We start from the raw sequence: 26,311 nt of genomic DNA, 5'->3' as shown, positions 1-26,311 counted from the left end.
TCCTTACTCCGACCCGAATCGTGAGTCGGGCCTTACAAGCTTATCCGTCGCCGCCATCGTCCGCACGTGTTCAGACCATCTTTCCACTGCCAAGCTGCACCGTTCCCAAGATGCTGCCTGCGGCGCGGCAAGCCGTCAGTCCTCGTTTTCCGCCTGCTGCAAGGCACGCCGCGATCCCGCGATACGCGCCACCAGGTCCGGCAGGCTTTCCATCTCGCTCCACCGGCCGTTGCCGTTCCGCGGCAGTTCGGTCGATGCAGACGGCAATACGGCCTGGGAGAAACCGAGCTTCTCGGCTTCCTTGAGACGTTGGGCGGTATGCGCAACCGGCCGGACGGCACCCGACAAGCTGACTTCGCCGAAATAGACGCAATCGGCCGGAAGGGCAAGCCCGGCGAGCGACGAAACCAGCGCGGATGCGACGGCGAGGTCGGCTGCCGGTTCGGATATGCGATAGCCGCCGGCGATGTTCAGGTAGACGTCGTGCTGCCCGAGACGGACGCCGCAATGGGCTTCGAGCACCGCGAGGATCATCGACAGCCGTGCCGAATCCCAGCCGACGACGGCGCGGCGCGGCGTTCCGAGCGAGGTGGGAGCGACCAGCGCCTGCACCTCGACCAGCACCGGCCGGGTGCCTTCCATGCCGGCAAAGACGGCAGCACCCGGCGATTTCTCGTTGCGCTCGCCGAGAAACAGTTCCGACGGGTTGGCGACCTCGCGCAGGCCCTTGTCCGACATCTCGAACACGCCGATCTCGTCCGTCGGCCCGAAGCGGTTCTTCACGGTCCTGAGGATGCGGTAATGGTGGCCGCGGTCGCCCTCGAAGTAGAGCACCGCGTCGACCATGTGCTCGACGACGCGCGGGCCGGCGATCTGGCCTTCCTTGGTCACATGGCCGACGAGCACGACCGCCGTGCCGGTCTGCTTGGCGAAACGGATCATCGCCTGGACGCCGGTGCGCACCTGGGTCACCGTACCCGGCGCCGAATCGACGATGTCGCTCCACAGCGTCTGGATCGAATCGATGATGACGAGGTCCGGGCGCTTGCCCTCGGAAAGCGTCGCCAGAATGTCCTCGACATTGGTCTCGGCGGCAAGGAGCACGTCGCTGTCGGCGGCACCGAGCCGCTGGGCGCGCAGGCGGACCTGGGCGACGGCTTCCTCGCCCGAGACATAGATGATGCGATGCTTGCGGCGGGCAAGAGCCGCCGCCGCCTGCATCAGCACGGTCGACTTGCCGATCCCCGGGTCGCCGCCGACGAGCAGGGCCGAGCCGCGGACGAAGCCGCCGCCGGTGACGCGGTCGAGTTCGGAGATGCCGGTCTCGATGCGCGGCGCGTCCTCGATTTCGCCGGAGAGTGTCGTCAGCGCCACCGGACGCCCCTTCTTCGGCGTGCGCGAGGGGCCGCCGCCGATGCCCGCCGTCGGGTCTTCCTCGATGATCGTGTTCCACTCGCCGCAGCCGTCGCACTTGCCCGCCCAGCGGGAGTGGACTGTGCCGCAATTCTGGCAGATGAACTGGGTGCGGGCCTTCGCCATCGGTGTCAGCTTTCGGATGTCTGGAGGGTGGCGACCACCGTCGCCGGAGAATCACGCTCGGCGGTCACATAATGCCGCGAAATCGCTTTTGAAAGGACCGCTTTGTCGTGGGCCCCTCAGGCGCCGCCGACATAGGCGCGGCAGTAGCGACTGCCGAGACTCGTGAGCAGCTCGTAACCGATCGTGCCGCCGGCGCGCGCCACGTCGTCGATCGCGACGTTTCGGCCGAAGAGCTCGATGTAGTCGCCGGCGCGCACCGCCTTTTCCGGCAGGTCGGTGACATCGAAAAGGCTCAGATCCATCGTCACGCGGCCGACATGCGGCACCTTCCTGCCATTGAGGAACCCGAAGGCGCCGGAAGGCATCGCCTGCCTGAGCGTCACGCCGCCGCCGGAGACCGACCGATGGTAGCCGTCGGCATAGCCGATCGCGACGGTCGCGATGCGGCTGTCGCGCGTGAAGCGCACCGAGGCGCCGTAGCTCGCGGTCTCCCCGGAAGGGACGGTCCTGACCTGCAGGATGCGCGCCTCGGCGGTGACGACCGGCTTCATCGGATTGACGGCGCCGCTCATCGCTTCGCCGCCATAGACGGCGATGCCGGGTCGCGTGAGGTCGAAATGATAGTCCTCGCCGAGGCAGACGCCGCCGGAGTTCGCAAGGCTCGCAGGTACGCCCTCAAAGGCGGCCGTCACCTCGCGGAAACGCTGGAGCTGATAGAGGTTCATCGGATGCTTCGGATCGTCGCCGCAAGCGAGATGGCTCATGACCAGCACCGGCGAGAAACTCGCCGGGCGAGCCGGATCGTGGGCGAGCGCGATCGCCTCCTCGACCGAGAGGCCGAGCCGGTTCATGCCCGTGTCGACGTGGAGCACGCAAGGGTGGTCGCCCCGCTCGGCAAGTGCCGCCATGAAGACCGCGAGTTGTTCCTCCGAGTTGACGATCGGCACGAGATCGTTGTCGAAGAAGAGCTGCTCGTTGCCCGGCCACAGGCCGGCAAGAATATAGATGCGCCCATCGGGCACGAGCGGACGGAGTTCGACGCCTTCCTCCACCGTGGCGACGAAGAAATCGCGGGCGCCGGCCGCGTAAAGCGTGCGGGCGGCATGCGCGATGCCGATGCCATAGGCGTCCGCCTTCAGAACGGCGGCGGCACGGGCCTTGTCCGAGCGCTCGTTCATGGCGCGCCAATTGTCGGCGAGCGCGGTGAGATCGACGGTCAGCCTGCTGGCGGCGGAAAGGAATTCGGGGCTGTGCATGGGCAAGCTCTGCGTGGGCGATACAGCAGCATTACATCCAAGCGCCCGGCGCCGCAAACGGCTTCGCGGCAATGGCGGAGCTGCAAATCCGGACATGCGTCGAGCACTTTTGTTCAAGACTGGCGGCTTCGCCGACGCTAGGATTGGCGGATGCATACGATTTCCCAGGAAGAAGCCATCGAGGCCATGCCGCTCAAGGGGGCCGAGCGGACCCGATTCTGGCGGGACGACCGGTTCAAGGGCATGGAGTGCCTGAGCGCCACCTTCATCACCCACGAGTTTGCGCCGCATGCGCACGACACGTTCAGCATCGGCGCCATCGAAGCCGGCTCGCAGATCAGCACCATCAAGGGCGAGCGCTCGCAAACGGGACCGGGCGACTTCTATCTCATCAATCCCGATGAGGTTCACGACGGCCATCCTGGCAGTGACGGCTACCGCTACCGGATGATCTATCCCTCCGCCGAACTCTTCGTCGAGGTTCTCGAGGACGTCACCGGGCGACCTTTCCGCGGAACGCCCTGCTTCTCGCGGCAATGGCTGACCGATCCGGCCCTTGCCGTCGCCTTCAACCACGCACATCGCACACTCGAAGGAAAATCGGGGGCGCTCGAGGCGGACGAGGGTATGTTCAGCTTTCTGGCGACGCTGTTCCAGTGGCACGGGAGCACGATCATCGTTCCGGTGCGCACGCGTGAAAGTTCCGCTGTCCATCGCGCCCGCGATTACCTCGTTGCGAACTACACGAGCGATATCGGCCTGGATGAGCTTGCGAAAGTGGCGGGCCTCAGCCGGGCGCACCTGATCCGGGCCTTCCGCAAGGAGTTCCACATCACCCCGCACGCCTTCCTCACCGACAAGCGCGTGCGCGAGGCGCGAAGCCTGCTGCGCCTCGGCTGGTCGCCGGCCGACACGGCCCATCATTGCGGCTTCGCCGACCAGGCGCATTTCACCCGCCACTTCAAGGCGAGAACCGGCGTGACGCCGGGAGCCTTTCGCGCGGGCTGATCACTTTCGTTCAAGACGGGATGGTGCCGCGGGCCTATTAGCCTCCTTGACAGAAGGGAGATCACGGACGTGAAAAGCGCACGCGCATTTGAAGATTTCTTGGGAGGCGTCAGGGCGATCGCGCCGCTCATCGTGGCGGTCGTGCCGATCGGGCTGGTGTTTGGCGCGGTCGCGGCGACGAAGGGCCTTTCGAGCCTGGAAGTGGGGCTGATGAGCGCACTGGTCTTTGCCGGCGGCTCGCAGTTCGTCGCGCTCGACATCTGGACCAATCCGGCCGCATGGGCGGCACTCGGCTTTTCGGCGCTGCTCGTCAACATCCGCCATCTCCTGATGAGCGCATCGATCGGCACGAAGATGCCTGCCTTCTCCGCGCCCGCCAAATACGCGGCAATGCTGCTCCTCGCAGACGAGATCTGGGCGATGGCCGAGGTTCGGGCGAGTGATGCGCGGCTCACGCCCGCCTGGTATGCCGGCCTTGCGGTGCCGTTCTACCTCGTTTGGGTCCTCGCAAGTCTCGCCGGCTCCATCGCCGGCGCCTTTCTCGGCGACCCGAAAGCGATCGGTCTCGACTTCGCGTTCCCGGCGGTCTTCATCGTCCTCGTCATGGGTTTCTGGAAGGGACGCGAGACCGGCACGGTGCTGGCCGCAAGCGCCGCCGCCGCGGTGCTTACGCAGCAGCTCCTGCCCGGCGTCTGGTACATCGCCGCCGGAGCCGCGGCGGGCGTTGCCGCGACGCTGCTCACCGGCCAACGCCGGGAGGCTTGCGCATGACGCTCGATCCGAACACGCTTCTGGCAATCCTCGCCATGGCCGCAGCAACCGTCCTGACCCGCGTCAGCGGTCTTGTCCTCATTCATTTCGTGACGATCGGCGCCAATCAGAAACGGGCGCTGGAGGCGATCCCACCGGCCGTGCTGATGGCCGTCATCGCCCCGACCGCGCTGGTCACCGGACCGGCCGAAACCCTTGCGGCGCTCGCGACGGCCCTGGCGGCGATGCGACTGCCGCTGCTGGCAGCCGTCGCCACCGGCGTCTTGGTCGTGGCGGTCGGCAGGGCGGTGATCCGGGTCTGAGTGGCTGGGCTTGTATCCTGGATTCGCCCTTCATCCGGCCTGCCGGCCACCTTCTCCCCGCACGCGGGGCGCGAAGGAGACTTGCCGCAGCCTCTGAGGAACTCCCTGGGCCGGCGGCGGGGATGGGACGGGCGCCGCTAGCCCCTTCTCCCCGTCAAAACGGAGAGAAGGTGGCGGCAGCCGGATGAGGGGCCATTTTCCGGCAAACCGCTTTCTCAGTGCTCATACTGCGTGAACGACGGATCGGCGAGGTCGGAGAAGCGGGTGAACTCCGACTGGAAGGCGAGCTTGACGGTACCGGTCGGGCCGTGGCGCTGCTTGGCGATGATCACGTCGGCCGTGCCCTTTACCTTGTCCATCTGCATCTTCCACTCTTCGTATTTCGGATCGAGCTCGTCGCGCGGCTCCATGTTCTTCACGTAGTATTCCTCGCGGAACACGAAGAGCACCACGTCGGCGTCCTGCTCGATCGAGCCCGATTCGCGCAGGTCCGAAAGCTGCGGGCGCTTGTCCTCGCGGCTTTCCACCGCGCGCGAGAGCTGTGACAGCGCGATGATCGGCACGTTGAGTTCCTTGCCGAGCGCCTTGAGGCCCGTCGTGATCTCGGTGATTTCCTGAACGCGGTTTTCACCCGATTTCTTTGAACCGGTCATGAGCTGGACGTAGTCGACAACGAGCACGTCGAGGCCGCGCTGGCGCTTCAAGCGACGGGCGCGCGCCGCCAGCTGGGCGATCGAAATGCCGCCGGTCTGGTCGATATAGAGCGGCACCTTCTGCATCATCTGCGAGCAGGCGACGAGCTTTTCGAAATCCGCCTCGGAGATGTCGCCGCGGCGGATCTTCGAGGAGGAGACCTCTGTCTGCTCGGAAATGATACGGGTCGCGAGCTGCTCGGCCGACATTTCGAGCGAGTAGAAGCCGACGACGCCGCCGTTCTTCGCCTTGAAGGAGCCGTCGGGCTGCACTTCCGGCTCGTAAGCGGCGGCGATGTTGTAGGCGATGTTGGTCGCAAGCGAGGTCTTGCCCATGCCGGGGCGGCCGGCGAGGATGATCAGGTCCGAGCGCTGCAGCCCGCCCATCTTGCCGTCGAGCGAATGGATGCCGGTGGAGATGCCGGAGAGATGGCCGTCGCGCTCGAAGGCCTGTCCGGCCATGTCGATCGCAAGCGCCACCGCATCGTTGAACGATTGAAAGCCGCCGTCGTAGCGGCCGGTCTCGGCGAGCTCGAAAAGTCGCCGTTCCGCGTCCTCGATCTGGCTCTGCGGCGGCATGTCGAGCGGTGCGTCATAGGCGATGTTGACCATGTCCTCGCCGATCGTGATCAGCGAGCGGCGCAGCGCAAGGTCGTAGATCGCCCGGCCGTAATCCTCGGCATTGATGATCGACACGGCCTCGGCGGCGAGGCGTGCGAGATACTGCGCGACCGTCAGGTCGCCGACCTTCTCGTCGGCCTTGAGGAAGGTCTTGACCGTCACCGGGTTGGCGGTCTTTCCCATGCGGATGATCTCGCCGGCGACCTCGAAGATCTTGCGATGCAAGGGCTCGTAGAGATGGACCGCCTTCAGGAAGTCCGATACGCGGTAGAAGGCGTCGTTGTTGACGAGAATGGCGCCGAGCAGCGCCTGCTCGGCTTCGAGGTTGTTCGGCGCTTCGCGGTAGTGCTGGTCCGCCTGATCCTTGGGCAAGGGAGCGAGCTTGCGCGCTGCGTCATTCATGGTGGTTCCGTTTCCGCCTGTGATCCCGTGAGCTGTCCGGTTTGCTCGTCGCCGGGCCTCGCGTCTAGTGTAGACGTGCAACAGTTCCGCGGCTCTCAACCCCGTCCGTCGCCTTTGCCCGTTGTGCACATTGATCCACAGGGGGTGCGGCAAAATCGAAAAAAATTATGCCGCGCGCCGGGCGATGGCGTTGAAGCCGAGAGCGACGCCAATCTAGCTGATTCGCGCTTCCGCGTCGTTCGCCGGTTCCGCAGCGGCGCGCGCGATCCGCCAAAAGAAAGGCCCGGGTCTTGGGGACCCGGGCCTCGCGCATGGCTCTGTCGCCGATGCTTATTCTTCTTCGCCCTGGAATTCGGCTTCCGGGTTGAAGAAGTCTTCCGGCTTCAGCGCGTCTTCGTCGACGCCGTAGATCGCCTCGGCGGAGGTCAGGCTTTCGCCCTTGGCCTGGCGCTCGGCTTCTTCGGCCGAACGGGCGACATTGACTTCAACGATTGCGTCGACTTCCGCATGCAGGTGCAGCGTGACCTTGTGGACGCCGATCGCCTTGATCGGCTGGTTGAGGTTGACCTGGTTGCGGCCGATGTTGAAGCCTTCGGCGGCCAGCGTCTCGATGATGTCACGGGCGGCAACCGAACCATAGAGCTGGCCGGTTTCGCCGGCGGAGCGGACGATGACGAAGGACTTGCCGTCGAGCTTCTCGGCAACCTTCTGGGCTTCCGACTTGCGCTCGAGGTTGCGGGCTTCGAGCGTTGCGCGCTCGGATTCGAAGCGAGCCTTGTTGGCGGCGTTGGCGCGCAGCGCCTTGCCGAGCGGCAGCAGGTAGTTGCGCGCGAAGCCGTCGCGAACCTTCACGGTTTCGCCCATCTGGCCGAGCTTGGCGATGCGTTCGAGGAGAATGACTTCCATTTTGGTTTCCTTTCAGTTTTCCGTTGTTCCGTTGTCAGTTCTTTCCCGTCGGCGTAACCGCGATCGTTCGTCGCGTGTCGGTCAGGCCGGACAGGAGGAAGAAGAATGCCGGGACCGTGAAGACGACCACCGACAGGTAGGCGATCCACAACACCGGCAGCCGCCAGGACTTGCCGCGCGTGCGGAAATGGAAGGCGGCGAAGCCCGAGACGAGGAAGCCCGCCCCGAAGGTGCCGCAGATCAGCGCGCCGACAGGCGCGGCGGCGCCGCCGACGAAGGTCAGGATCAGGCCCGCGAGAAAGGCGAAGATGGCATTGCGGTGCATCCTGAGCGAGGAGGGAATGTCCTCGCGCGGGCGCAGCGACCGGCCGGACATCTGGACGATGCGCGTCGCAATGTAATAGGCGGCAAACAGCATCACGACCCAGATCGCGCCCTGCACGAGCGGCAGGGCGAGGGTGAACATCGCCTTCAGCTGCGTGATCGCCGCGGCGTCGGGATTGTAGAGCGGTTCCTGCGCCTTCAGCGCCTCGACCACCATGTCGACCATGAGGTTGGAGACGCTCGAATCGTAGCCGACGATGTAGCCGACGATGATCATGCCGACGGTCACCAGCCCGGCGAGATGGGCAAGGATATCGGAGAGCGGATACCAGGCGAGCGCGCCTTCGGGCCCGCCGAGTTCGGAGGCCGGACGCGCAAGATTGGCAAGATGGCTGAGCCAGCCGGCCGGAACGAGGGTCACGACCACGATCAGCAGGGCGAAATATGACGAGACCAGCGCCGCCGCCGTGGCACCTGCAACGACGATCGCAGCGATCGCGGCGGCGTTGCCCCAGCCGAGGCCGGCGATCAGGATCGGAAGCGCGGAGGCGGCGTAGAGGACGATCGCAAAGGACGACTGGGTGTTCGCGCCCATCGACAAGAGGGCGGCGGTAATGCCGGCGAGCGCGCCGGTCAGCAGCGATGTCCTGTTCCAGTTCTTCAACGTTCGCTGTCCTGCTTCAACGCAGTTAGGGGTCGAGGGGCCCCAACATGGGATTTGGCGCTTTGCGCCGGTTCCGATCCGCGCCCACCGCGGAAGGGAGGGGTCAGGCGCTTGCTCGAGGCCGCGCCTGACCCGAAGTCGGTTTCCGTTGAGTCAGCCGATCAACGGACGGTCAATTGCCTTACGATACGACGTAGGGCAGCAGGCCGAGGAAGCGTGCGCGCTTGATCGCCTGGGCGAGTTCGCGCTGCTTCTTCTGGGAAACAGCCGTGATGCGGGACGGAACGATCTTGCCGCGCTCGGAAATGTAGCGCTGCAGGAGACGGACGTCCTTGTAGTCGATCCGCGGAGCGTTTGCGCCCGAGAAGGGGCAGGTCTTGCGGCGGCGGTGGAACGGGCGGCGTACCGGAGCGGAAGAAACTTCAGCCATTGTCTTTATCTCCTAAAGCTTCTGTTACGCGCGGTCTTCACGCGGGCGGCGCGGACGGTCGTCGCGCGGGCCACGATCGCCGCCTTCACGAGGGCCACGGCCTTCGCCGCGCGGACGATCGTCACGATCGCGCTTCTGCATCATCGCAGACGGGCCTTCCTCGTGCTTGTCGACCGCGATCGTCAGGTAGCGCAGGATGTCTTCGTTGATGCGCATCTGGCGCTCGACTTCGTGGACTGCCGGTGCCGGGGCATCGATGTCCATGAGGACGTAGTGAGCCTTGCGGTTCTTCTTGATGCGGTAGGTGAGGGACTTCAGGCCCCAGTTCTCGACGCGACCGACCTTGCCGCCGTTCGCTTCGAGGACGCCCTTGTACTGTTCGACCAGGGCTTCGACCTGCTGCGGCGTGATGTCCTGCCGAGCGAGGAATACGTGTTCATAAAGAGCCATCTTGGCTTGCCTTTCTTGCGTTAGTCAGCCCGGGCCTCGGCGGCTAAGCCTCAACGACTGTTCTTAAAGGCTGCAAAGAGCCGGCAAGAAAGTGTTGTATCGAGACGGTCGAGAGCGGAGACACGGGAGGCCGGAATGCCTTGCATTCCTGGCGACTTCTCCATCGGAAGCCGGCCCTCCGTTCAGCCACCAGCCAGAAGACCGGGCGTTTCGAACAGCGCGCTTATACGGATTTTCCGCCGAAATGCAAGGCGTGCGTTGGAAGATCGTCGCGCTGGCGGCGACGTCGCGGAACAATCGCTCGCAATCCCCGTTGGACGCCTTGAGCCCGACAAACCCGCGGGGAAACGCAAATGCACGAGTTCGATCCGAGGATGCAGGAGTGCCTGGAGAACTGTCTGGTCTGCTACCGCACCTGTCTTTCGACGGCCATGAGCCATTGCCTGGAGGCCGGCGAGGAGCACACCGAGCCGTCGCATTTCCGGTTGCTGGTGGCCTGCGCCGAGATATGCCGAACGGCCGCGCATTTCATGCTGATCGGGACACCGCACCACCGGCATCTCTGCCGCGAATGCGCGGAAATCTGCGGCGAATGCGCGGCTGACTGCGAACGCATCGGCGACATGGCCGAATGCGTCGAGGCGTGCCGGCGTTGCGCCGAAAGCTGCCGCCAGATGGCCGCCTGGGAATAGGGCCGGCGCCGGCGCTCAGATCGGCGCCGGATAGAGCCGGTGCAGGCGTCGGATGCCGTTCATGACGTCGTGCGACAGCGTGAGGTCGGCGGCGCCGAGGTCGGTCCTCAGTTGCTCCGTCGACGTCGCGCCGATGATGACGGAGGCCATGAAGGGGCGCGTGAGGCAGAAGGCGAGCGCCATCTGCGCCGGATCGAGGCCATGCTCGCGGGCGAGCGCGACATAGGCTGCGACGGCCGGTTCCTGATGCGGCGTGAAGCGGCCCCCGAGGTCGCCGTTGATCGAAAGGCGCGAGCCGGCGGGCTTTGCCCCGTCAAGATATTTGCCGGTCAGGAGCCCGGCCGCGAGCGGCGAATAGGCGAGCAGGCCGATCTCCTCGTGGTGCGACAGTTCGGCAAGATCGAGATCGTAGGCGCGGTAGAGCAGGTTGTACTCGTTCTGGATCGTCGCCACGCGCGGCAGGTCGAATCTCCTTGCCAGCTCGAGCATCTTCATCGTGCCCCAGGCCGTGTCGTTGGAAAGCCCGATGGCGCGGATCTTGCCCGCCTTCACGAGATCGCCAAGCTTGTCCAGTATCGCCTTCAGATCCGCGGCGACCTGCTCCCGGTCCTGGCGCGACGGATCGTAGGACCATGCGTTGCGGAAGTGATAATGGCCGCGGTTCGGCCAGTGAAGCTGGTAGAGGTCGACATAGTCGGTCTTCAGCCGCTTGAGGCTCGCATCGAGTGCTTCGTCGATTCCCTCCGGGGTGATCGGCCCGCCATTGCGGATGTAAGGCCGGCCGGAGCCGGCGACCTTGGTTGCCAGCACGACGTGGTCGCGGCGGCCGCGGGCCGCCAGCCAGTCGCCGATGATGCGCTCGGTGTTGCCATAGGTCTCCGCCGAAAGCGGCGTGGTCGGGTAGAGTTCGGCCGTATCGATGAAGTTGACGCCATGTTCGAAAGCGTGATCGAGCTGTTCGTGGGCTTCCGCCGGCGTGTTCTGTGACCCCCAGGTCATCGTCCCGAGGCAGATTTCCGAGACCTTGATGCCGGTGCGGCCGAGCGTGTTGTAGCGCATGACGTTGCGTTCCTTGTGTAGGCGGGCGCGCGCCGGCGGGAGGAGAGGGCGCGCCGCCTTGGAATGATGGGTTGGCGGCCCGCGAGACCGGGAGGCATCGGGCGGGCACGGCGGCAAGCGTGGCAAACTTACGCCTTGATTGACGAAGATCAAGGGCAAAAGCCCGAGCGCGGCATGCGAACGGGGCGCCTATGCTTGACTTGCCGTCCAGGAATGTGAATGGAGAAGACAAGACGAGGCGGGTACAAAGAGCGCGGGACCGTGTTCACCCCGCATCCGCTCGAACAGGAAACACCCAGGGAAGGGGCACTCTCGATGAGCATCGCATTCACGTTCCCCGGCCAGGGCAGCCAGGCCGTCGGCATGGGCAAGGATCTGGCCGAAGCCTTTCCGGAGGCTGCCGCCGTCTTTGCCGAAGTCGACGAGGCGCTCGGCGAGAAGCTCTCCGACATCATGTGGAACGGACCGGAAGAGACCCTGACGCTCACCGCCAACGCCCAGCCGGCACTGATGGCGGTGTCGATGGCGGTGATCCGCGTTCTCGAGGCGAGAGGCCTCGACCTCAAGGGCAAGGTCTCCTTCGTCGCCGGCCATTCGCTCGGCGAGTATTCGGCGCTCTGTGCCGCCGGCACCTTCTCGCTCGCCGACACGGCGAGGCTCCTGCGTATCCGCGGCAATGCGATGCAGGCGGCCGTTCCCGTCGGCAAGGGCGCGATGGCCGCGATCATCGGCCTGGAGCACGGCGACGTCGAAGCGGTTTGCGGCGAGGCCTCGGGGCTCGGATCGTGCCAGATCGCCAACGACAATGGCGGCGGCCAGCTGGTGATCTCGGGCGAGAAGCAGGCCGTCGAGAAAGCGGCCGCACTCGCCTCGGAAAAGGGCGCCAAGCGCGCGTTGATGCTGCCGGTCTCGGCGCCCTTCCATTCCGCCCTGATGGCGCCCGCCGCCGAAGCCATGCGCGAGGCGCTCGCCAAGGTCGAAAAGCGCGATCCGATCGTGCCGGTCGTCGCGAACGTGCTCGCCGCGCCGGTCAGCGACGCGGGCGAGGTCGCCCGGCTGCTCGTCGAACAGGTGACGGGACAGGTGCGCTGGCGCGAGACGGTCGAATGGTTCGCCGCCAATGACGTGACGACGCTTTACGAGATCGGCTCCGGCAAGGTCCTGACGGGACTTGCCCGGCGGATCGACAAGACCGTCACCGGAATTGCCGTCAATTCCCCCGCCGACGTCGACACGGCGCTTGCCGCCCTACTGGCCTGAACGCACTATTGTAAGGAAGAAATCCATGTTTGATCTTTCCGGCCGCAAGGCTCTCGTAACCGGCGCAACCGGCGGCATCGGCGAGGAAATCGCCCGCCTGCTCCACGCGCAGGGCGCCATTGTCGGACTGCATGGCACCCGCGTCGAAAAGCTGGAGGCTCTCGCCAACACGCTCGGCGAGCGCGTTCACATCTTTCCGGCGAACCTGTCCGACCGCGCCGAGGTCAAGGCGCTCGGCGAGAAGGCGGAAGCCGACCTCGGCGGGGTCGACATCCTCGTCAACAATGCCGGCATCACCAAGGACGGCCTCTTCGTCCGCATGAGCGACGACGACTGGGACAATGTCCTTGAGGTCAACCTGACGGCCGTTTTCCGCCTGACGCGCGAACTGACGCACCCGATGATGCGCCGCCGTTTCGGCCGCATCGTCAACATCACTTCCGTGGTCGGCGTCACCGGCAATCCCGGCCAGGCCAACTACTGCGCCTCCAAGGCCGGCATGATCGGTTTCTCGAAGTCGCTCGCGCAGGAAATCGCGACGCGCAACGTCACCGTCAACTGCGTCGCCCCCGGCTTCATCGAAAGCGCCATGACCGGCAAGCTGAACGAGAAGCAGAAGGAAGGGATCATGGCTGCGATCCCGATGCGGCGCATGGGAACCGGCGCGGAGGTCGCCTCGGCGGTCGTCTATCTCGCCTCGAACGAAGCGGGTTATGTCACCGGCCAGACCATTCATGTCAATGGCGGCATGGCAATGATCTGACACGGGCTTCAGGGGGCGCTGTCCGGCGCGATCCGCTCGGTCGCGGAACTGCCGATCGGTGCCTTTGTTTGTCGATGCCAAATGCCTGAAATTCAATGTTGACCAAGCGAATGTCGGGCATTTTCGGACTTTGCGGCAGACTTAAACCGTGTTAATCGGGCCAATGACTGTGCGCAGTCGACCGGTCCGGCCTGGTGTCCGGCAGCCCTTGCTGCCTTGGGTTTCCGCGGTTTCGGTTGGATGGATTGCCCGGTGGGCCATCTTGGTCTATCAGGCGTGATGAAAGTACCGGTGCCGCAAGCGGCGCCGCAGAGAAACATAAGGTCGAGGAACTCCGACATGAGCGATATCGCAGAACGCGTGAAGAAAATTGTTATTGATCATCTTGGCGTCGATGCCGAAAAGGTCAGCGAAGGCGCAAGCTTCATCGATGACCTCGGCGCGGACTCGCTCGACACGGTCGAACTGGTCATGGCATTCGAAGAAGAATTCGGTGTCGAGATCCCGGACGATGCGGCGGATTCGATCCTGACCGTCGGCGACGCCGTCAAGTTCATCGAAAAGGCCCAGGCCTGATCCTTCAGGGCTCGAGGCCAACGGCGGGCCGCAGCTTGCGGCCCGTGCAGCCCTGGGGAAGTGGGCTGGCCCGCCTTGGCTGCGGGTTGCGATCAGCAAAGCGCTCCCGCCTTTCCCTCTGATCGTCATTTACTGGAATTGGAATGCTCGCACGGGTCCGGATCGTCACGCGTGGTCCGATCCGGTGCTTGAATTGAACGGTCAGGATGGGTCACGGGTATGAGACGTGTCGTTATCACCGGTACCGGCATGGTATCTCCTTTGGGTTGCGGAACCGAGGTTAGCTGGTCGCGGCTTCTGGCCGGCCAGAACGCGGCCCGCAAGGTCACCGAGTTCGAGGTCGAGGACCTTCCCGCCAAGATCGCTTGCCGCATTCCCTTCGGTGACGGTTCGGACGGCACGTTCAATGCTGACGACTGGATGGAGCCGAAGGAGCAGCGCAAGGTCGATCCGTTCATCGTCTATGCGATGGCCGCCGCCGACATGGCGCTCGCCGACGCCGGCTGGAAGCCCGAAAGCGATGAGGACCAGATTGCGACCGGCGTGCTGATCGGCTCCGGCATCGGTGGTCTGGAAGGCATCGTCGACGCGGGCTATACGCTCCGCGACAAGGGGCCGCGCCGCATCTCCCCCTTCTTCATTCCCGGCCGCCTGATCAACCTTGCTTCCGGCCAGGTCTCCATTCGCCACCGGTTGCGCGGTCCCAACCATTCGGTCGTGACGGCCTGTTCCACCGGCGCGCATGCGATTGGCGACGCGAGTCGCCTGATCGCGCTCGGCGATGCGGACGTGATGGTGGCCGGCGGTGCCGAATCGCCGATCTGCCGCATCTCGCTCGCCGGCTTTGCCGCCTGCAAGGCGCTCTCGACCCAGCACAACGACAATCCGCAAAAGGCCTCTCGCCCCTATGATGCGGATCGGGACGGCTTCGTCATGGGCGAGGGCGCGGGTATCGTCGTTCTGGAGGAACTGGAGCACGCGAAGGCCCGCGGCGCCAAGATCTATGCCGAAGTCATCGGCTATGGCCTCTCCGGCGACGCTTTCCACATCACCGCTCCGTCGGAGGACGGCGAGGGCGCCTACCGCTGCATGCAGATGGCGCTGAAGCGCGCCGGCATCACGGCGGCGGACATCGACTACATCAACGCCCACGGCACCTCCACCATGGCCGACACGATCGAACTCGGGGCGGTCGAGCGACTCGTCGGCGACAGCGCGTCGAGGATCTCGATGTCTTCGACCAAGTCGGCGATCGGGCATCTGCTCGGGGCCGCCGGCGCGGTCGAGGCCATCTTCTCGGCGCTTGCCATTCGCGACAACATCGCGCCGCCGACCCTCAACCTCGACAACCCGTCGGTCGAGACGAAGATCGATCTTGTGCCGCATGCCGCCCGCAAGCGCGAAATCAACGTGGCGCTGTCGAACTCCTTCGGTTTCGGCGGCACCAACGCATCGCTGATCCTGCGTCGCTACAGCGGCAATTGATGCCTGCCGCATGCGTTTTAATGCGTGTCGCCCGAAACTCGACAGGGTTTGGGCGGCATCCATGAAACTGGTCCCGAGGGCTGGGAATGGGGCCGGATAATCCGGGGCATTTTTCTCCCTTCCCGCATCGGCTCGGTGTTCCAGTCCTGCTTTTTGCCGCAATGCTCGCTACAAGCTCTCTGCGGAGGAGAAGGCGCCTGGAGCGCCGCTCGCCAAGGGCTGTTTTCGCGGGGCTATATTCGCGCAAGGCACATCTGGTAATTGTAGTATATACCCATTGCTCTGACACATCTCGCTGGCTGCCGGTCTAAGCCGAAATTCGCACCGGCTGCGGTATGAATGAAATTGCGAATTTCGGGTTCGGGATAATCGTGAGCGACTCAAACGATAACAGCGCGGCCCAGTTCGGCCGCAATGAAGCCGGGAGCAACGGGCCGATCATTCCGAAGTCGGCAAACGAAGCGCTGCGCCCGGAAAAAGTGCCCGAGCCGCCGAAACGCTCGCGCAAGGCGCGCAGCCAGGTCGTCATCTTCTTGAACTTCGTCATGACCGTGGTCGTCTTCGTGGCGCTTGCGGCGGCCGGTGCGGTCTATTACGCGATGCACGAATACGAGAAGCCGGGCCCGCTGGAGGCGAACAAGAACTTCATCGTTCGCAACGGCGCCGGCATCAGCGAGATCGCCAGCGGCCTTGAACGCAACAGCATCATCACGGACAGCCGCGTGTTCCGCTTCGTCTCCGAAGCCTATCTCGACAACGATACGCTGAAGGCCGGCGAGTACGAGATCAAGGCCCGCGCCTCGATGCAGGAGATCATGCAGCTCCTGAAATCCGGCAAGTCGATCCTCTATTCCGTCTCGCTGCCGGAAGGGCTGACCGTCAAGCAGATGTTCCGCAAGCTCGCCGACGACCCCGTGCTGACCGGCGAGCTGCCGACGGAGTTGCCGCCAGAGGGCTGGCTCAAGCCGGACACCTACAAGTTCACGCGCGGCACCAAGCGGACGGAGATCGTCCAGCAGATGCTTGCGGCGCAGAAGGCGCTGGTCGCGCAGATCTGGGAGAAGCGTGAGCCAGGGCTGCCGGTCTCTTCGGTCGAGGAATTCGTGACGCTTGCCTCGATCGTGGAAAAGGAGACGGGGCGCGCCGACGAGCGGCCGCGCGTCGCCTCGGTCTTCCTCAACCGGCTGGAAAAAGGCATGCGGCTGCAGTCCGACCCGACGATCATCTACGGCATTTTCGGCGGCGAGGGCAAACCGGGCGACCGCGCGATCCTGAAGGCGGATCTCGACAAGGAGACCCCCTACAACACCTATCTCATCAAGGGCCTGCCCCCGACGCCGATCGCCAATCCGGGCCGGGCGGCGCTCGAAGCCGTGGCCAATCCGTCGCGCACGCCCGAACTCTATTTCGTCGCCGACGGCACCGGCGGGCACGTCTTCGCCGAGACACTCGACGAGCACAACGCCAATGTCCGGCGCTGGCGCAAGCTCGAGGCGGAAAAGGCTGCAGAAGCCGCCAAGGCCGCGGCGGCAGCCGAGGACGCCATCACCGAGACAAAGGCGCAGTAACACGAGACTGCATGTGGACGACAGGGCCGCGGCGCGGATATCCCTTGCGGGATGCCGCGCCGCGGCCTTATTGCTTCTGCACCGCATTTTTACATCGCTGCGTGTCTGGTCCGTGATCGGCACTGAGACCCGCGGCAGCGAATGGAGGAAATGATGCCGCTCCAATCGATGACCGGCTTTGCCAGGAGAGAGGGGAGCAGCGGCCGCTATCGCTGGGCCTGGGAATTGCGCTCGGTGAATGGCAAGGGGCTCGACGTGCGGCTTCGCCTGCCGCCGGGGCTCGAACGCCTCGAGCAGGATTGCCGGCGCCTTGCTTCGCAATATTTCTCGCGCGGCAACCTGCAGGTCGCCCTCTCGCTCAATGGCGCGGAAACGGCCGTGGAAGCCGTCGTCAACAGGGAGGCGCTCGCAGCCGTCCTGAAGCTTCGCGAACAACTGGGCGACCTCGTCGATCCGGCGCCGTTGCGCTTCGACACATTGCTGTCGCTCCGCGGCATCGTCGATTTTCGCGAACCGGAGGAAAGCGAGAGCGAGCGCGCGGCGCTCGATGCCGAAATCCTCGCCGGCCTGGAACTCGCCCTTGCCGACCTCAGGGCCATGCGGGAGGAGGAGGGCAGGGCGCTCGGGCAGGTGCTGCTTGCCCAGCTGGATCGCATCGAACAGCTGACGGCAACGGTGGAGAACGATCCGTCGCGCAGTCCGGCGGCGATTGCCGAAAGGCTGGCCCAGCAGGTGGCGCTCATCCTCGACAACGCCGCCTCCATCGACCGTGAAAGGCTGCATGCGGAAGTGGCGCTGCTTGCCACGAAGGCGGACCTCAGGGAAGAAATCGACCGCCTCGGCTCGCACATCGCCGCCGGGCGCGATCTCCTGGCGAAAGGCGGACCTGTCGGGCGCAAGCTGGATTTCCTTGCACAAGAATTTAACCGCGAATCGAATACGATCTGCTCGAAGTCGAATGCCGCCGCCGTCTCCGCCGCCGGTATCGAGTTGAAGGTGGTGATCGACCAGTTCCGCGAACAGGTCCAGAATCTGGAGTAGGATATGACGCCGGCGACCGTTTCGCCCATCAAGATCGCCCGCCGCGGGCTCATGCTCGTGATTTCCTCGCCGTCGGGCGCGGGAAAGTCGACCATCGCGCGCAACTTGCTCGAAGCCGATCCGGAGCTGAGCATCTCGGTGAGTGTCACGACGCGAGCGCGCCGGCCGAGCGAGATCGAGGGGCGGCACTATTATTTCAAGAGCATCCGTGAGTTCGAGGCGCTGCGGGCGACGGACTCGCTGCTCGAATGGGCGGAAGTGCACGGCAATTTCTATGGCACGCCGCGCGATGCCGTCGAAAAGGCGATGGCGGAAGGCCGCGATATGCTGTTCGACATCGACTGGCAGGGCGCGCAGCAATTGCAGGAGAAGATGGCGGGCGACGTCGTGTCGATCTTCATCCTGCCGCCGACCATGGCCGAACTGCAGTCGCGGCTGCACCGGCGCGCCGAGGACAGCGAGGAAGTCATCGCGACCCGGCTCACCAATTCGCGCGCGGAAATCGAGCATTGGCGGGAATACGACTACATCGTCGTCAACGATGATCTCGACCGCGCCTTCTCGGCCGTGCGGGCGATCGTCGAAGCCGAGCGCCTGCGCCGCGACCGCCGTCCCGGCCTGTTCGAATTCGTTAACGGATTGCTGACCGAAAATCCGTTCTGAAGCGCTCCGACCCGAGACGGGTCGAAAGGGAGGTGCGCCCCTTACCGTGCGCCTGCCCGCTTAAAGACAATTGGCCAATCGACAGAATTCCTCGACCGTGAGCGTTTCCGCGCGTCGCTGCGGGTCGATCTCCGCTCTCGCGAGCAGCGCCTCGCCGCCGAGCGGCTTCAGGCTCTGGCGGAGCATCTTGCGACGCTGGCCGAAGGCCGCCTGCGTCACCTTCTCGAGGGAAGCCGCGGAGCAGGGGATCGGATCTGCGACAGGCTCGAGATGGACGACCGTCGAGGTCACCTTCGGCGGCGGCGTGAAGGCCTGCGGCGGCACGTCGAAGGCGAGGCGCGCCTTCGTCCGCCAGCCGCAGAGGACACCGAGCCGGCCGTAGTGGTCGTCGTCGGCGCCGGCGACGATGCGCAGTCCCACCTCGCGCTGGAACATCAGTGTCATCGACTGCCAGAAGGGCGGCCAGCGCCCGGGCAGCAGCCAGTTGACGAGAAGCTGCGTGCCGACATTGTAGGGGAGGTTGGCGATGATGCGGGTGGGACCGTCGGCGAGCGCCTCGAAATCCACCTTCAGCGCATCGCCTTCGACGACCTCGAGCCGCCCGGGATAATGGGCGCCGATTTCGGCGAGCGCCGGCAGGCAGCGCGCGTCACGCTCGATCGCCACGACCTTCTTCGCGCCGAGGGCGAGAATGGCGCGCGTCAGGCCGCCCGGCCCGGGGCCGACCTCGATGACGGTCACATCGTCGAGCGGGCCGGCGGTCCGCGCGATCTTCTGGGTGAGGTTGAGGTCGAGCAGGAAGTTCTGCCCGAGCGCCTTCTTCGCGTCGAGACCATGGCGCTGGATGACGTCGCGCAGCGGCGGCAGACCGTCGAGTGCCGCCATCAGCGTTGATCTCCATCGGCATGGCCGGCGAGTTCGGCGGCGAGGCGCAGAGCCGCCAGGAGGCTGTCTTCGCGCGCGACTCCCTTGCCGGCAAGGCTGAAAGCGGTGCCGTGATCCGGCGACGTCCTGATGAACGGCAGGCCGAGCGTGACGTTGACGCTGTCGTCGAAGCCGAGTGCCTTGGCGGGGATCAGCGCCTGGTCGTGATACATGCAGATGGCGACGTCGTAGGTCTCCCGTGCCCGGTCGTGGAACATCGTATCGGCGGGAAGCGGCCCCACGACGTCGAGCCCCTCGGCGCGGAGCCGATCGATGATCGGGCGGATGACCGCCTCGTCCTCGAGGCCGAGCGCTCCCCCTTCGCCCGCATGCGGGTTGAGCCCCGCGACAGCCAGCCGGGGTCTCGGCAAGCCGAAGCGGCTCTTGAGATCGGCGGCCGTGATCGTGCAGGTCCTGTAGATCAGCTCCGGCGTCAACGCGCCGGGAACGTCCTTGAGCGGAATATGGATCGTCACGGGAACGGCGCGGAGCTTCGGCCCTGCCAGCATCATCACCGGCAGGGGTGCGGCGCCGGTCGCCTTGGCGGCGAGGTCCGCGAGATATTCGGTATGGCCGGGGAAGCGGAAGCCGGCCTCGTAGAGCACCGCCTTCGCAATCGGATTCGTGGCGACGGCCGAGGCTTCGCCGGCGATCGCGAACCGCACGGCCGTGTCGATCGCATCGGTGACGGCGGAGGCATTGGCCGCGTCCGGGCGACCGGCGACGACGGGAGCGGGGCAGCGGACCGGCCACACCGGCAGGGCCCGCGCGAAGGCGGCAGTTGCGCCGCTACAGTCGGTTTCCGTTATCGGCACGGCCTGCCCGAGCGCCCTGGCGCGCGCCGAAAGCACCGCAGGGTCGCCGATGAAGAGGAAGGGCGGCGTCGGCCGCTCGACGCGTCGCGCCCATACGGCAAGGCTGATGTCCAAACCGATACCGGCCGGATCGCCCATCGTCAGGGCGACGACCGGCCTGCCGCTCGCGTCGTTCATGGCGACCCGCTTACTTGTTGACGATCTGCGCCTTGGCGCGCAGCTCTTCGAGGTATCTCTCGCTGTTCGGGTCCTCTCCGCCCGCCTTCTTCTTGCCGAGATCCTCGGCGCGGAAAACGATCTCGGCGGCGGTGTCGTCATTGACCTGGCGCTTCTTGCAAATCGCCAGATATTCGACGCCCTTCTCGGTGACGCGCGTTCCGGTCGTCGTGCCGTCGCCGGCCTTCTCGACCAGCGGCTTCCAGTCATCCGGCAACTGCTGTGCGAGCACGCGGCCGAGATTGCGGATCGAGACGTCGCGATAGTTGGCCGCGAAGGCCTTCGAGGTGTCGCAGCCCGGGAACTCAGAACGCGAGGCGTTCGCCTCGGCCTGCCGCTTCGCCGTGATCTTGCCGCGCTTCGATTCCGGAATGACGAAGATGACCTGCTGGAGGAAATATTCCGTCGTGACCGGCTTGTTGCCGCCGTCTTCCATCATGCGCTTGACGAGGTCGCCGCCGGAAAGACGATTGGCGCTGCCGTAGCGGAAGTTGACGACGCGCGGCCAGCTCATCTGAACGGCGATGTACTGCTTGAAATGGTCCACGCCGACGCCGGCCTGCTCGAGGATCTTGCCGAGTTGCTCGGGCGAGAGTTTGTTGCCGGCGGCGAAGCGCGCAAAGGCCGCATCGACGTCGGCGGTGCTGACGGACTGCTGCACCCGCGCGATTTCCGCCCGCTTCAGCGCCTCGTCGACGAGCTGCTGCTTTGCCTCGGCCGCGCCGCCGCCCTGCCGCTGGAGGCGAAGGAAGGCGGCCCGCTTGGCGATGTCGCCGGAGGTGATCACCGTATTGTTGACGATCACCTTGACCGCACTTGCGGCCCGCGCCGCCGTTCCTGCCGTAACGCTCAGCGCCCCCGCCAAGGCCAGTGCCGAAAGCATCCTCACAATCGAGTTTTTCCCGCCCATCATCATTCCCTGCTCGTTCTGCCGCCCGTTGCCAACGGCGTCTGCCACTCCGCCGGCCTTGCACCTTCCCGGTGTCAATGTGAGGCAAATGCATAATACATGCGGCCAAACGATGACAAGACCGACGGTGGCGCGGCGGTTGCCGCCGCGCCCTCGTCGATGAAGCGGAGGAGACGGGCAGGCGCCGGACGCCTGCGTCGGTTTCTCAGAAGTAGTCCAGCTCCTCGAACCTCGTCTCGCCGACATTGATGTCGCCAAGCGTGCGGAAGCTGATGCGGGCGCCGATCGACCAGTCGTTGGCCAGCGAGTTGTCGGGATCGCGCTCCTGCTTGTAGACGAGCGAGAACAGCGTGTCCTGGTCATCATAGGTGATGCCAAGGCCGTTGCGCGAGACGACGCCCTCGTTGATGTCGTAGGTCAACGCGCCGAACACCGACCAGTAGTCATGGAACCGGTAGGCGGCGGCGGTCTGGATCTCGTCCTGATCGGAGGTCGAGCCGTAAAGCGGCTGCGCTTCGATCCGCGTGTAGGTCAGGGCCGCCTGCCAGTTCAGGCCGAGATAGCCGACCGTCGCGTCGGCGCGGCGGAAGGCGAGGTTCCTTTCGTCCAGCCGACCGGAAAGGCTCGCCATCAGCCCGGAAGGCGCGTCGATGCCGACCATCGCGACATAGTCGGACCGGTCGGTTTCGAGACCCGAATTGGCGCCGGCCTTGACGAGGTCGTCGGTCGCGAACGAGTTGAGCCCGCCAAGGTGGAACGACTGGCCGGCAATGGCGCGCAGGCCGTAGCCGCTGTCGAAGCTGCCGGTATAGCGCAAGCCGATATTGGCGCGCGTGCCGCCCTCGATGCGGTCGTAGCCGGAAAACTTGTCACGATCGAAGAGGTTGGTGGCGTCGAAGACGAAGCTCTGCGCGTCTTCGTTCGGAAGCGCACCGGCATATTGTTCGTCGGGCCGAGCGTAGAGCTGCCCGATCGGCTCGAGGACGTGGCTGCTCGTCTCGCCGGCAAAGAGGATCGGATAGCGCGCCTCGAGCCCTGCGGTCAGCATGCGCCGCGTCACCGCGTCGCTGCTGGTGAAGGTCCCGGTGTAGCCGACCGGGTCGTCCATATTGATGCCGATGGCGTCGCCGCGCGCCGCAAGCAGCGGCGTCAGCACCAGCCCTCCGGGCGCAATGAACGTCCGCTTCCATTCGAGTTCGCCGGTCAGCCGGTGCTCGCTGCCCTCGAGCCCGCGGAAGCGATCGACGCCGAATATCGTCGTGTCGCGGTCGAGGCGGTTGCGTTTGACATTGGTCAGGTTGAAGTCGGCGTTGAGTTCGCCGCCCAGGACCGGCACGGGAGCCGTGTAGGAATAGTCGAGGACCTGCGCGATCGGCTGCTGGTTTTCCGCGATGCTGTCGGGATCGGCATCCTGGATATCGAAATAGAAGGCGCGCAGATCGAAATAATTGCGCTTGCCGAGACCGGTCAGGTAGGCCTGGTTGACATAGGTGGTGCCGTCGAATGTCGACAGGTCGTAGGTCTTGGCGAAGTTGTTGTCCGATTGGACGAGAACGTTCCAGCCGAAGGCCCAGCGCGGGTTGATCTCGAACTTGCCGCGCGACGCGATCATGCCGCGGTTCGTTTCCTCGGCATCGACGGTCCCCGGCGTGAACTGGTCCCGGTCCATCTGGCTGATGCCGGCGACGTTGAGCGTATGCAGGCCGTTGTGGAACTGCTGCCGGAACTCGCCTTCGAGCAGGAAGCCCTGGCGCGTCAGCCCGGTGGCCGTGATCGTCGCGTCCATATGGGGCGAGATCGCCCAGTAATAGGGCACGCCGACGCCGGCGCCGAGCTTCTGCGTATAGCGGAACTGCGGGAACAGGAAGCCGCTCTTGCGCTTGACCGTATGGTCGGGGATCTCCATCACCGGGATATAGGCGATGGGTTTTCCGAAAAGCTCGAAATAGGCGTGTTCCAGCCGAATGGTGTGCGTGCGGTCGCTCTGGACGATCCGGCGGGCCTTGATGTGCCACAGCGACCGGTGTTCCGGCTTGGTGGAGCAGGGCGTGCAGGCCGTATAGACCGCCTTGTTGAGGACGAACTCCTCGCCGTTGCGCCGTTCGCCGCTCTCGGCCGCCAGTCGCGTCAGATCGGTCGTCTCGATTCGGAGCGCCTGGACGAAGCCGTTGCCGAAATCGTCGGTGACGTCCATGCGGTCGGCATAGACGATGTTGCCGCCGGGCTCGATCAACTGGATATCGCCGGTCGCGAGAATACGGCCGGTCTTCTGGTTGTACTCGACCTGTCGGGCGACCATCTTGTAGCCGCCATACTCGATCTGGACATTGCCGCGCACGGTGACGATTTCCGCGTCGCGATTGTAGACAAGCTCATTGGCGGTCAGCAGCAGCTTGGCCTCGGGCGCAATATTCGGCTGGAGCTCGTTGATTCGCGCTGCTGCGTCCTGCGCCATGGCCGGCGCATGCATTCCGATGGCAAGGGTATGCAGGGCCACGCCTGCAAGCAGGGCAGCCTTGAGCTTCATGCGTTTGCGGTTGCCTACCGCCACTAGCCATCCTCCTGATGCAGTAGAATCGTCGAGCCCAGCGCCATCGCTACAACAACCGGCAGCCAGGCTGCAACGAACGGAGGCACGATGCCGCTGCTCCCGAATGCTTTGACAAGCACGGTGACGACATAAAGCACGAAGCCCGAAAGGATTCCACCGAGAATCACCGACCGCGATTGGTTGAACCGGCTAAATTTCAGCGACACGCAGGCGGCAATCAGCGTCATGGCGACGAGAAGCAGCGGCAGCGACAGGAGCGAGTGGAATTGCGTTTCCATGCCGTTGGTGGAGAAGCCGAAGGATCGGGCGACCTCGATCTTCTTCCGAAGGTCGAAAAACTGAATGGAATCAGCCTTTGCCAGCCTCTCCTGAACGAAATCCGGCTTCAGATTGGTGGGAAGGCGTGCCGTTTCCATACGACGGGGCAGCCGCCCGCTCTCGTTTTCCACAACCCCGTTAAGAAGCCAGTAACCATCTTCGAGTTTCGCCGACTTCGCATCCTGCCTCAGGGTGATCGTGCCCTGTGGATCGAAGTGGACGACGGTGACGTTGATAAGCTCCGTACCGCCGTTCTGGACGGAGCGTGCGCCGATGATCGTATCGGTGCCGTTATAGATCTGGCGCAGCCACGGAATCGAGTTCGTCGCGGCCGAGCGGGACGAGCCCCATTCGGCCTCCAGCGCTTCGGCCTTCTTCGTTCCCCAGGCGGCAAGCGGGTTGAGCGCGATGACGGCCAGCACGCCGAAAAGGAACGCACCCAGGACGAAGGGGCGGAGGAACTGCCAGACCGAGATGCCGGCCGCCCGTGTGACGACGAGCTCATAGCGCCGGTTGAGCGAGATCAGTGCGGCCATGGCGGCAAAGAGCGCCACGAAGGGAACGGTCTGCTGCAGGATCGTCGGGATGCGGAATGCGGTCATCATCAGCGCGCCGGCGACGGTGTAGTGCGGCAGGTTCGACATGCGGCTCGTAAGCTCGCTGAAGTCGATGATGAAGATCAGCGTGAAGATGCCGACGAGGAACCAGAACGTGGTGACCGCATACCGCTTGAAGAAGTAGCGCCCGAGCGTGTCGAGAATCATTGGAGCTGTTCCCCGTCAGCGCCGGCCGGGCGCACGAGCCGAAGCCGGACCATGAGATCGGAGAGCTTTTCCTGCCATGTCATGGGGATGTCGAGGCGGCGGTTGTTGGCGAGCTGGTGGATCGCGAAGGCACCGGTACCCAGGGGGATGAAATACATGAGCGGCACGAACCAGGCGGAGTCTTCGGCGCTGTTGCCGGCGTAGAACGTCATCCAGCGGATGACCAGTGCCGCCCCGAGCGCGCTGATCATCGGGTGCACGCGGGCCTCGCGGTGCGAGCGGGCGTCGCTGCTGACGACGAGCGCGATGAGGCCGAAGAGCAGCGGAAAGGTCCACTCGGTGAAGCGCCGGTGCAGCTCCGCCGTGAAAGCGAGCGGCGCCCGCTTGTAGGCCGCATCGTTCGGGTCGGGGTTGAGAAGATAGAAGAGGTCGCGGTCCTTGGCGCGGATATTCGCCTCGCCCGCCATCTTGGTCATGTCCGTCAGGTCGAAGGCATAGGAGTCGAACTTGATGACCGAGACGTCGCCGTCCGGAAGCTTGCGATGCACTTCGCCGTCCTTCATCACCAGCGCCGAGCGCTCCTCGTCGACCGCGCCCTCGCGCGCATAATAGACGAGCTCGAAATTCGGGTCGCGCGCGTCGGCGACGAAGATGCCGTGCAGGACGCCGCCGCTGCGCCGGGCGCCCACCTGCACGTATAGCCCGTCGGTCACCTTCCGGAAGGCATTTTCCTGGACGACGGAAGCGAGCAGGTCGGCGTGGGCCGTCGCGATCATCTTGCGCACGGCGACGCGTGAATAGGGCTCGACGAAATTGTCGATCATGAAGGAAAGTGCACTGAGGCCGACGGCGAGATAGACCACCGGCCGGATGATCGACATGCGGGAACTGCCGGCGGCGCTGAGCACGGTGAGTTCCGAATCGGTGTTCATGGCGCTCAGCGTCTGCGTCACGCCGATCACCAGCGCGAAGGGCAGGATGATCGGCACGACCGAAGGCAGGATCAGCGTCGCGAGCTTAAGGAAGGCAAGGATCGACTGGCCGCTGTCGGTGACGAGGTTGACGTTGGCGAGTGCCTGCGTGGTCCACACGATCCCGAGGAGCGGCAGGAGCGTTGCGAGGAACATGGTCGTCGCGCGCCGCAATATATAGCGTTCGATCAGCTTCATGTCCGTATCCGGTCCAAGGTCCTCATCCTGATCATGATGCTCCCGGCTGCGCCGGGCTCATCGTGACCGCTTTTCGTGCCGTTCTCGCGCGCAAGTCGCTCCCGCGATTCGCCAGCCGATCGGTGCCGGTCTTCGTCCCTGCGTCGCAAATCAGAATGTGAGGCAACAGGGA

Annotated in this window: 26 protein-coding genes; 11 read left to right on the top strand and 15 right to left on the bottom strand. The window is 64.9% G+C overall.

Annotation, left to right across the window (positions count from 1 at the left end):
• Positions 1–135: 135 nt before the first annotated feature.
• Positions 136–1,539, bottom strand: coding sequence for a DNA repair protein RadA (radA, locus tag ATB98_RS13800; protein ID WP_066874539.1), 1,404 nt, complete (start codon positions 1,537–1,539; stop codon positions 136–138).
• 116 nt (positions 1,540–1,655) lie between these two features.
• Entirely contained in the window at positions 1,656–2,795 is a 1,140-nt protein-coding gene (gene alr, locus ATB98_RS13795; RefSeq protein WP_066874537.1) for an alanine racemase, read from the bottom strand.
• 150 nt (positions 2,796–2,945) lie between these two features.
• Here alr and ATB98_RS13790 point away from each other — a divergent pair, with 150 nt between their 5' ends.
• The 3 genes from ATB98_RS13790 to ATB98_RS13780 all read left to right on the top strand — a co-directional run bounded on the left by ATB98_RS13790 (position 2,946) and on the right by ATB98_RS13780 (position 4,876).
• Positions 2,946–3,803 carry an AraC family transcriptional regulator gene (locus tag ATB98_RS13790; RefSeq protein WP_066874535.1) on the top strand — a complete coding sequence of 286 codons (858 nt, stop codon included), beginning with the start codon at positions 2,946–2,948 and terminating at the stop codon, positions 3,801–3,803.
• A 69-nt stretch (positions 3,804–3,872) separates the two neighbouring features.
• Entirely contained in the window at positions 3,873–4,574 is a 702-nt protein-coding gene (locus tag ATB98_RS13785; protein WP_066874533.1) for an AzlC family ABC transporter permease, read from the top strand.
• Positions 4,571–4,876, top strand: a complete 306-nt coding sequence (locus ATB98_RS13780; protein WP_066874531.1) for an AzlD family protein — start codon at positions 4,571–4,573, stop codon at positions 4,874–4,876. The genes ATB98_RS13785 and ATB98_RS13780 overlap by 4 nt, the downstream gene beginning before the upstream one ends.
• 215 nt (positions 4,877–5,091) lie before the next feature.
• Here ATB98_RS13780 and ATB98_RS13775 read toward each other — a convergent pair whose 3' ends face one another.
• The 5 genes from ATB98_RS13775 to rpsF form a co-directional block, all read right to left on the bottom strand.
• Positions 5,092–6,591, bottom strand: coding sequence for a replicative DNA helicase (locus ATB98_RS13775; protein ID WP_066874529.1), 1,500 nt, complete (start codon positions 6,589–6,591; stop codon positions 5,092–5,094).
• Positions 6,592–6,921: 330 nt separating this feature from the next.
• Positions 6,922–7,497, bottom strand: coding sequence for a 50S ribosomal protein L9 (gene rplI, locus ATB98_RS13770; RefSeq protein ID WP_066874527.1), 576 nt, complete (start codon positions 7,495–7,497; stop codon positions 6,922–6,924).
• 34 nt (positions 7,498–7,531) lie between these two features.
• On the bottom strand, positions 7,532–8,485 hold the full coding sequence (locus ATB98_RS13765) for a YybS family protein (protein ID WP_066874525.1): 954 nt from the start codon (positions 8,483–8,485) through the stop codon (positions 7,532–7,534).
• A gap of 181 nt (positions 8,486–8,666) precedes the next feature.
• Positions 8,667–8,915, bottom strand: coding sequence for a 30S ribosomal protein S18 (gene rpsR / locus ATB98_RS13760; RefSeq protein ID WP_012707461.1), 249 nt, complete (start codon positions 8,913–8,915; stop codon positions 8,667–8,669).
• Between the two features lie 24 nt (positions 8,916–8,939).
• The gene (gene rpsF, locus ATB98_RS13755) at positions 8,940–9,365 is read right to left on the bottom strand and encodes a 30S ribosomal protein S6 (RefSeq protein ID WP_066874523.1); all 426 of its coding nucleotides are present in this window, start codon (positions 9,363–9,365) and stop codon (positions 8,940–8,942) included.
• Between the two features lie 353 nt (positions 9,366–9,718).
• On the opposite strand from rpsF, the gene ATB98_RS13750 reads away from it, so the two are divergent.
• Entirely contained in the window at positions 9,719–10,057 is a 339-nt protein-coding gene (locus ATB98_RS13750) for a four-helix bundle copper-binding protein (protein ID WP_066874521.1), read from the top strand.
• 15 nt (positions 10,058–10,072) lie between these two features.
• On the opposite strand, the gene ATB98_RS13745 is transcribed toward ATB98_RS13750, so the two are convergent.
• The gene (locus ATB98_RS13745) at positions 10,073–11,116 is read right to left on the bottom strand and encodes an aldo/keto reductase (protein WP_066874519.1); all 1,044 of its coding nucleotides are present in this window, start codon (positions 11,114–11,116) and stop codon (positions 10,073–10,075) included.
• Between the two features lie 315 nt (positions 11,117–11,431).
• Between ATB98_RS13745 and fabD the strand changes: the two genes are divergently transcribed.
• The 4 genes from fabD (at position 11,432) to fabF (ending at position 15,200) form a co-directional block, all read left to right on the top strand.
• Positions 11,432–12,376, top strand: coding sequence for an ACP S-malonyltransferase (gene fabD, locus ATB98_RS13740; protein WP_066874517.1), 945 nt, complete (start codon positions 11,432–11,434; stop codon positions 12,374–12,376).
• Positions 12,377–12,401: 25 nt separating this feature from the next.
• Positions 12,402–13,139 carry a 3-oxoacyl-[acyl-carrier-protein] reductase gene (gene fabG / locus ATB98_RS13735; RefSeq protein ID WP_066874515.1) on the top strand — a complete coding sequence of 246 codons (738 nt, stop codon included), beginning with the start codon at positions 12,402–12,404 and terminating at the stop codon, positions 13,137–13,139.
• A gap of 339 nt (positions 13,140–13,478) precedes the next feature.
• Positions 13,479–13,715, top strand: a complete 237-nt coding sequence (locus ATB98_RS13730) for an acyl carrier protein (protein WP_003531676.1) — start codon at positions 13,479–13,481, stop codon at positions 13,713–13,715.
• Positions 13,716–13,934: 219 nt separating this feature from the next.
• On the top strand, positions 13,935–15,200 hold the full coding sequence (gene fabF / locus ATB98_RS13725; RefSeq protein ID WP_066874513.1) for a beta-ketoacyl-ACP synthase II: 1,266 nt from the start codon (positions 13,935–13,937) through the stop codon (positions 15,198–15,200).
• A 307-nt stretch (positions 15,201–15,507) separates the two neighbouring features.
• Here the strand turns inward: fabF and ATB98_RS29995 are convergent, their stop codons facing one another.
• Entirely contained in the window at positions 15,508–15,747 is a 240-nt protein-coding gene (locus ATB98_RS29995; protein WP_234781923.1) for a hypothetical protein, read from the bottom strand.
• Between ATB98_RS29995 and mltG the strand changes: the two genes are divergently transcribed.
• From mltG to gmk, 3 genes are all read left to right on the top strand, one after another.
• Positions 15,638–16,768 carry an endolytic transglycosylase MltG gene (mltG, locus tag ATB98_RS13720; protein WP_234781921.1) on the top strand — a complete coding sequence of 377 codons (1,131 nt, stop codon included), beginning with the start codon at positions 15,638–15,640 and terminating at the stop codon, positions 16,766–16,768. The two genes, ATB98_RS29995 and mltG, sit on opposite strands and share 110 nt — an antisense overlap.
• A gap of 153 nt (positions 16,769–16,921) precedes the next feature.
• Positions 16,922–17,809: a YicC/YloC family endoribonuclease gene (locus ATB98_RS13715; protein ID WP_066875555.1), complete on the top strand. Its 888-nt coding sequence runs from the start codon at positions 16,922–16,924 to the stop codon at positions 17,807–17,809.
• Positions 17,810–17,812: 3 nt separating this feature from the next.
• Positions 17,813–18,472 (top strand): guanylate kinase, encoded by a 660-nt coding sequence (gene gmk, locus ATB98_RS13710; RefSeq protein ID WP_066874511.1) that lies wholly within the window; start codon positions 17,813–17,815, stop codon positions 18,470–18,472.
• Positions 18,473–18,532: 60 nt separating this feature from the next.
• Here the strand turns inward: gmk and rsmA are convergent, their stop codons facing one another.
• The 6 genes from rsmA to lptF form a co-directional block, all read right to left on the bottom strand.
• A complete protein-coding gene (gene rsmA, locus ATB98_RS13705) occupies positions 18,533–19,357 on the bottom strand; it encodes a 16S rRNA (adenine(1518)-N(6)/adenine(1519)-N(6))-dimethyltransferase RsmA (RefSeq protein ID WP_066874509.1) in 825 nt (274 codons plus the stop codon).
• On the bottom strand, positions 19,357–20,388 hold the full coding sequence (gene pdxA / locus ATB98_RS13700; RefSeq protein ID WP_066874507.1) for a 4-hydroxythreonine-4-phosphate dehydrogenase PdxA: 1,032 nt from the start codon (positions 20,386–20,388) through the stop codon (positions 19,357–19,359). The genes rsmA and pdxA overlap by 1 nt, the downstream gene beginning before the upstream one ends.
• 10 nt (positions 20,389–20,398) lie before the next feature.
• Complete coding sequence (locus ATB98_RS13695; protein ID WP_066874504.1) at positions 20,399–21,343, bottom strand: SurA N-terminal domain-containing protein; 945 nt, start codon at positions 21,341–21,343, stop codon at positions 20,399–20,401.
• Positions 21,344–21,542: 199 nt separating this feature from the next.
• Positions 21,543–23,888 carry an LPS-assembly protein LptD gene (locus ATB98_RS13690; RefSeq protein ID WP_066874502.1) on the bottom strand — a complete coding sequence of 782 codons (2,346 nt, stop codon included), beginning with the start codon at positions 23,886–23,888 and terminating at the stop codon, positions 21,543–21,545.
• Positions 23,888–24,970: an LPS export ABC transporter permease LptG gene (lptG, locus tag ATB98_RS13685; RefSeq protein WP_066874500.1), complete on the bottom strand. Its 1,083-nt coding sequence runs from the start codon at positions 24,968–24,970 to the stop codon at positions 23,888–23,890. Before lptG ends, ATB98_RS13690 begins: the two co-directional genes overlap by 1 nt.
• Positions 24,967–26,139, bottom strand: coding sequence for an LPS export ABC transporter permease LptF (gene lptF / locus ATB98_RS13680; RefSeq protein ID WP_066874498.1), 1,173 nt, complete (start codon positions 26,137–26,139; stop codon positions 24,967–24,969). The genes lptG and lptF overlap by 4 nt, the downstream gene beginning before the upstream one ends.
• Between the last annotated feature and the right edge of the window lie 172 nt (positions 26,140–26,311).

Source organism: Sinorhizobium saheli (assembly GCF_001651875.1).
Taxonomy (GTDB): domain Bacteria; phylum Pseudomonadota; class Alphaproteobacteria; order Rhizobiales; family Rhizobiaceae; genus Sinorhizobium; species Sinorhizobium saheli.
This window is presented reverse-complemented; position numbering and strand designations above follow the sequence as displayed.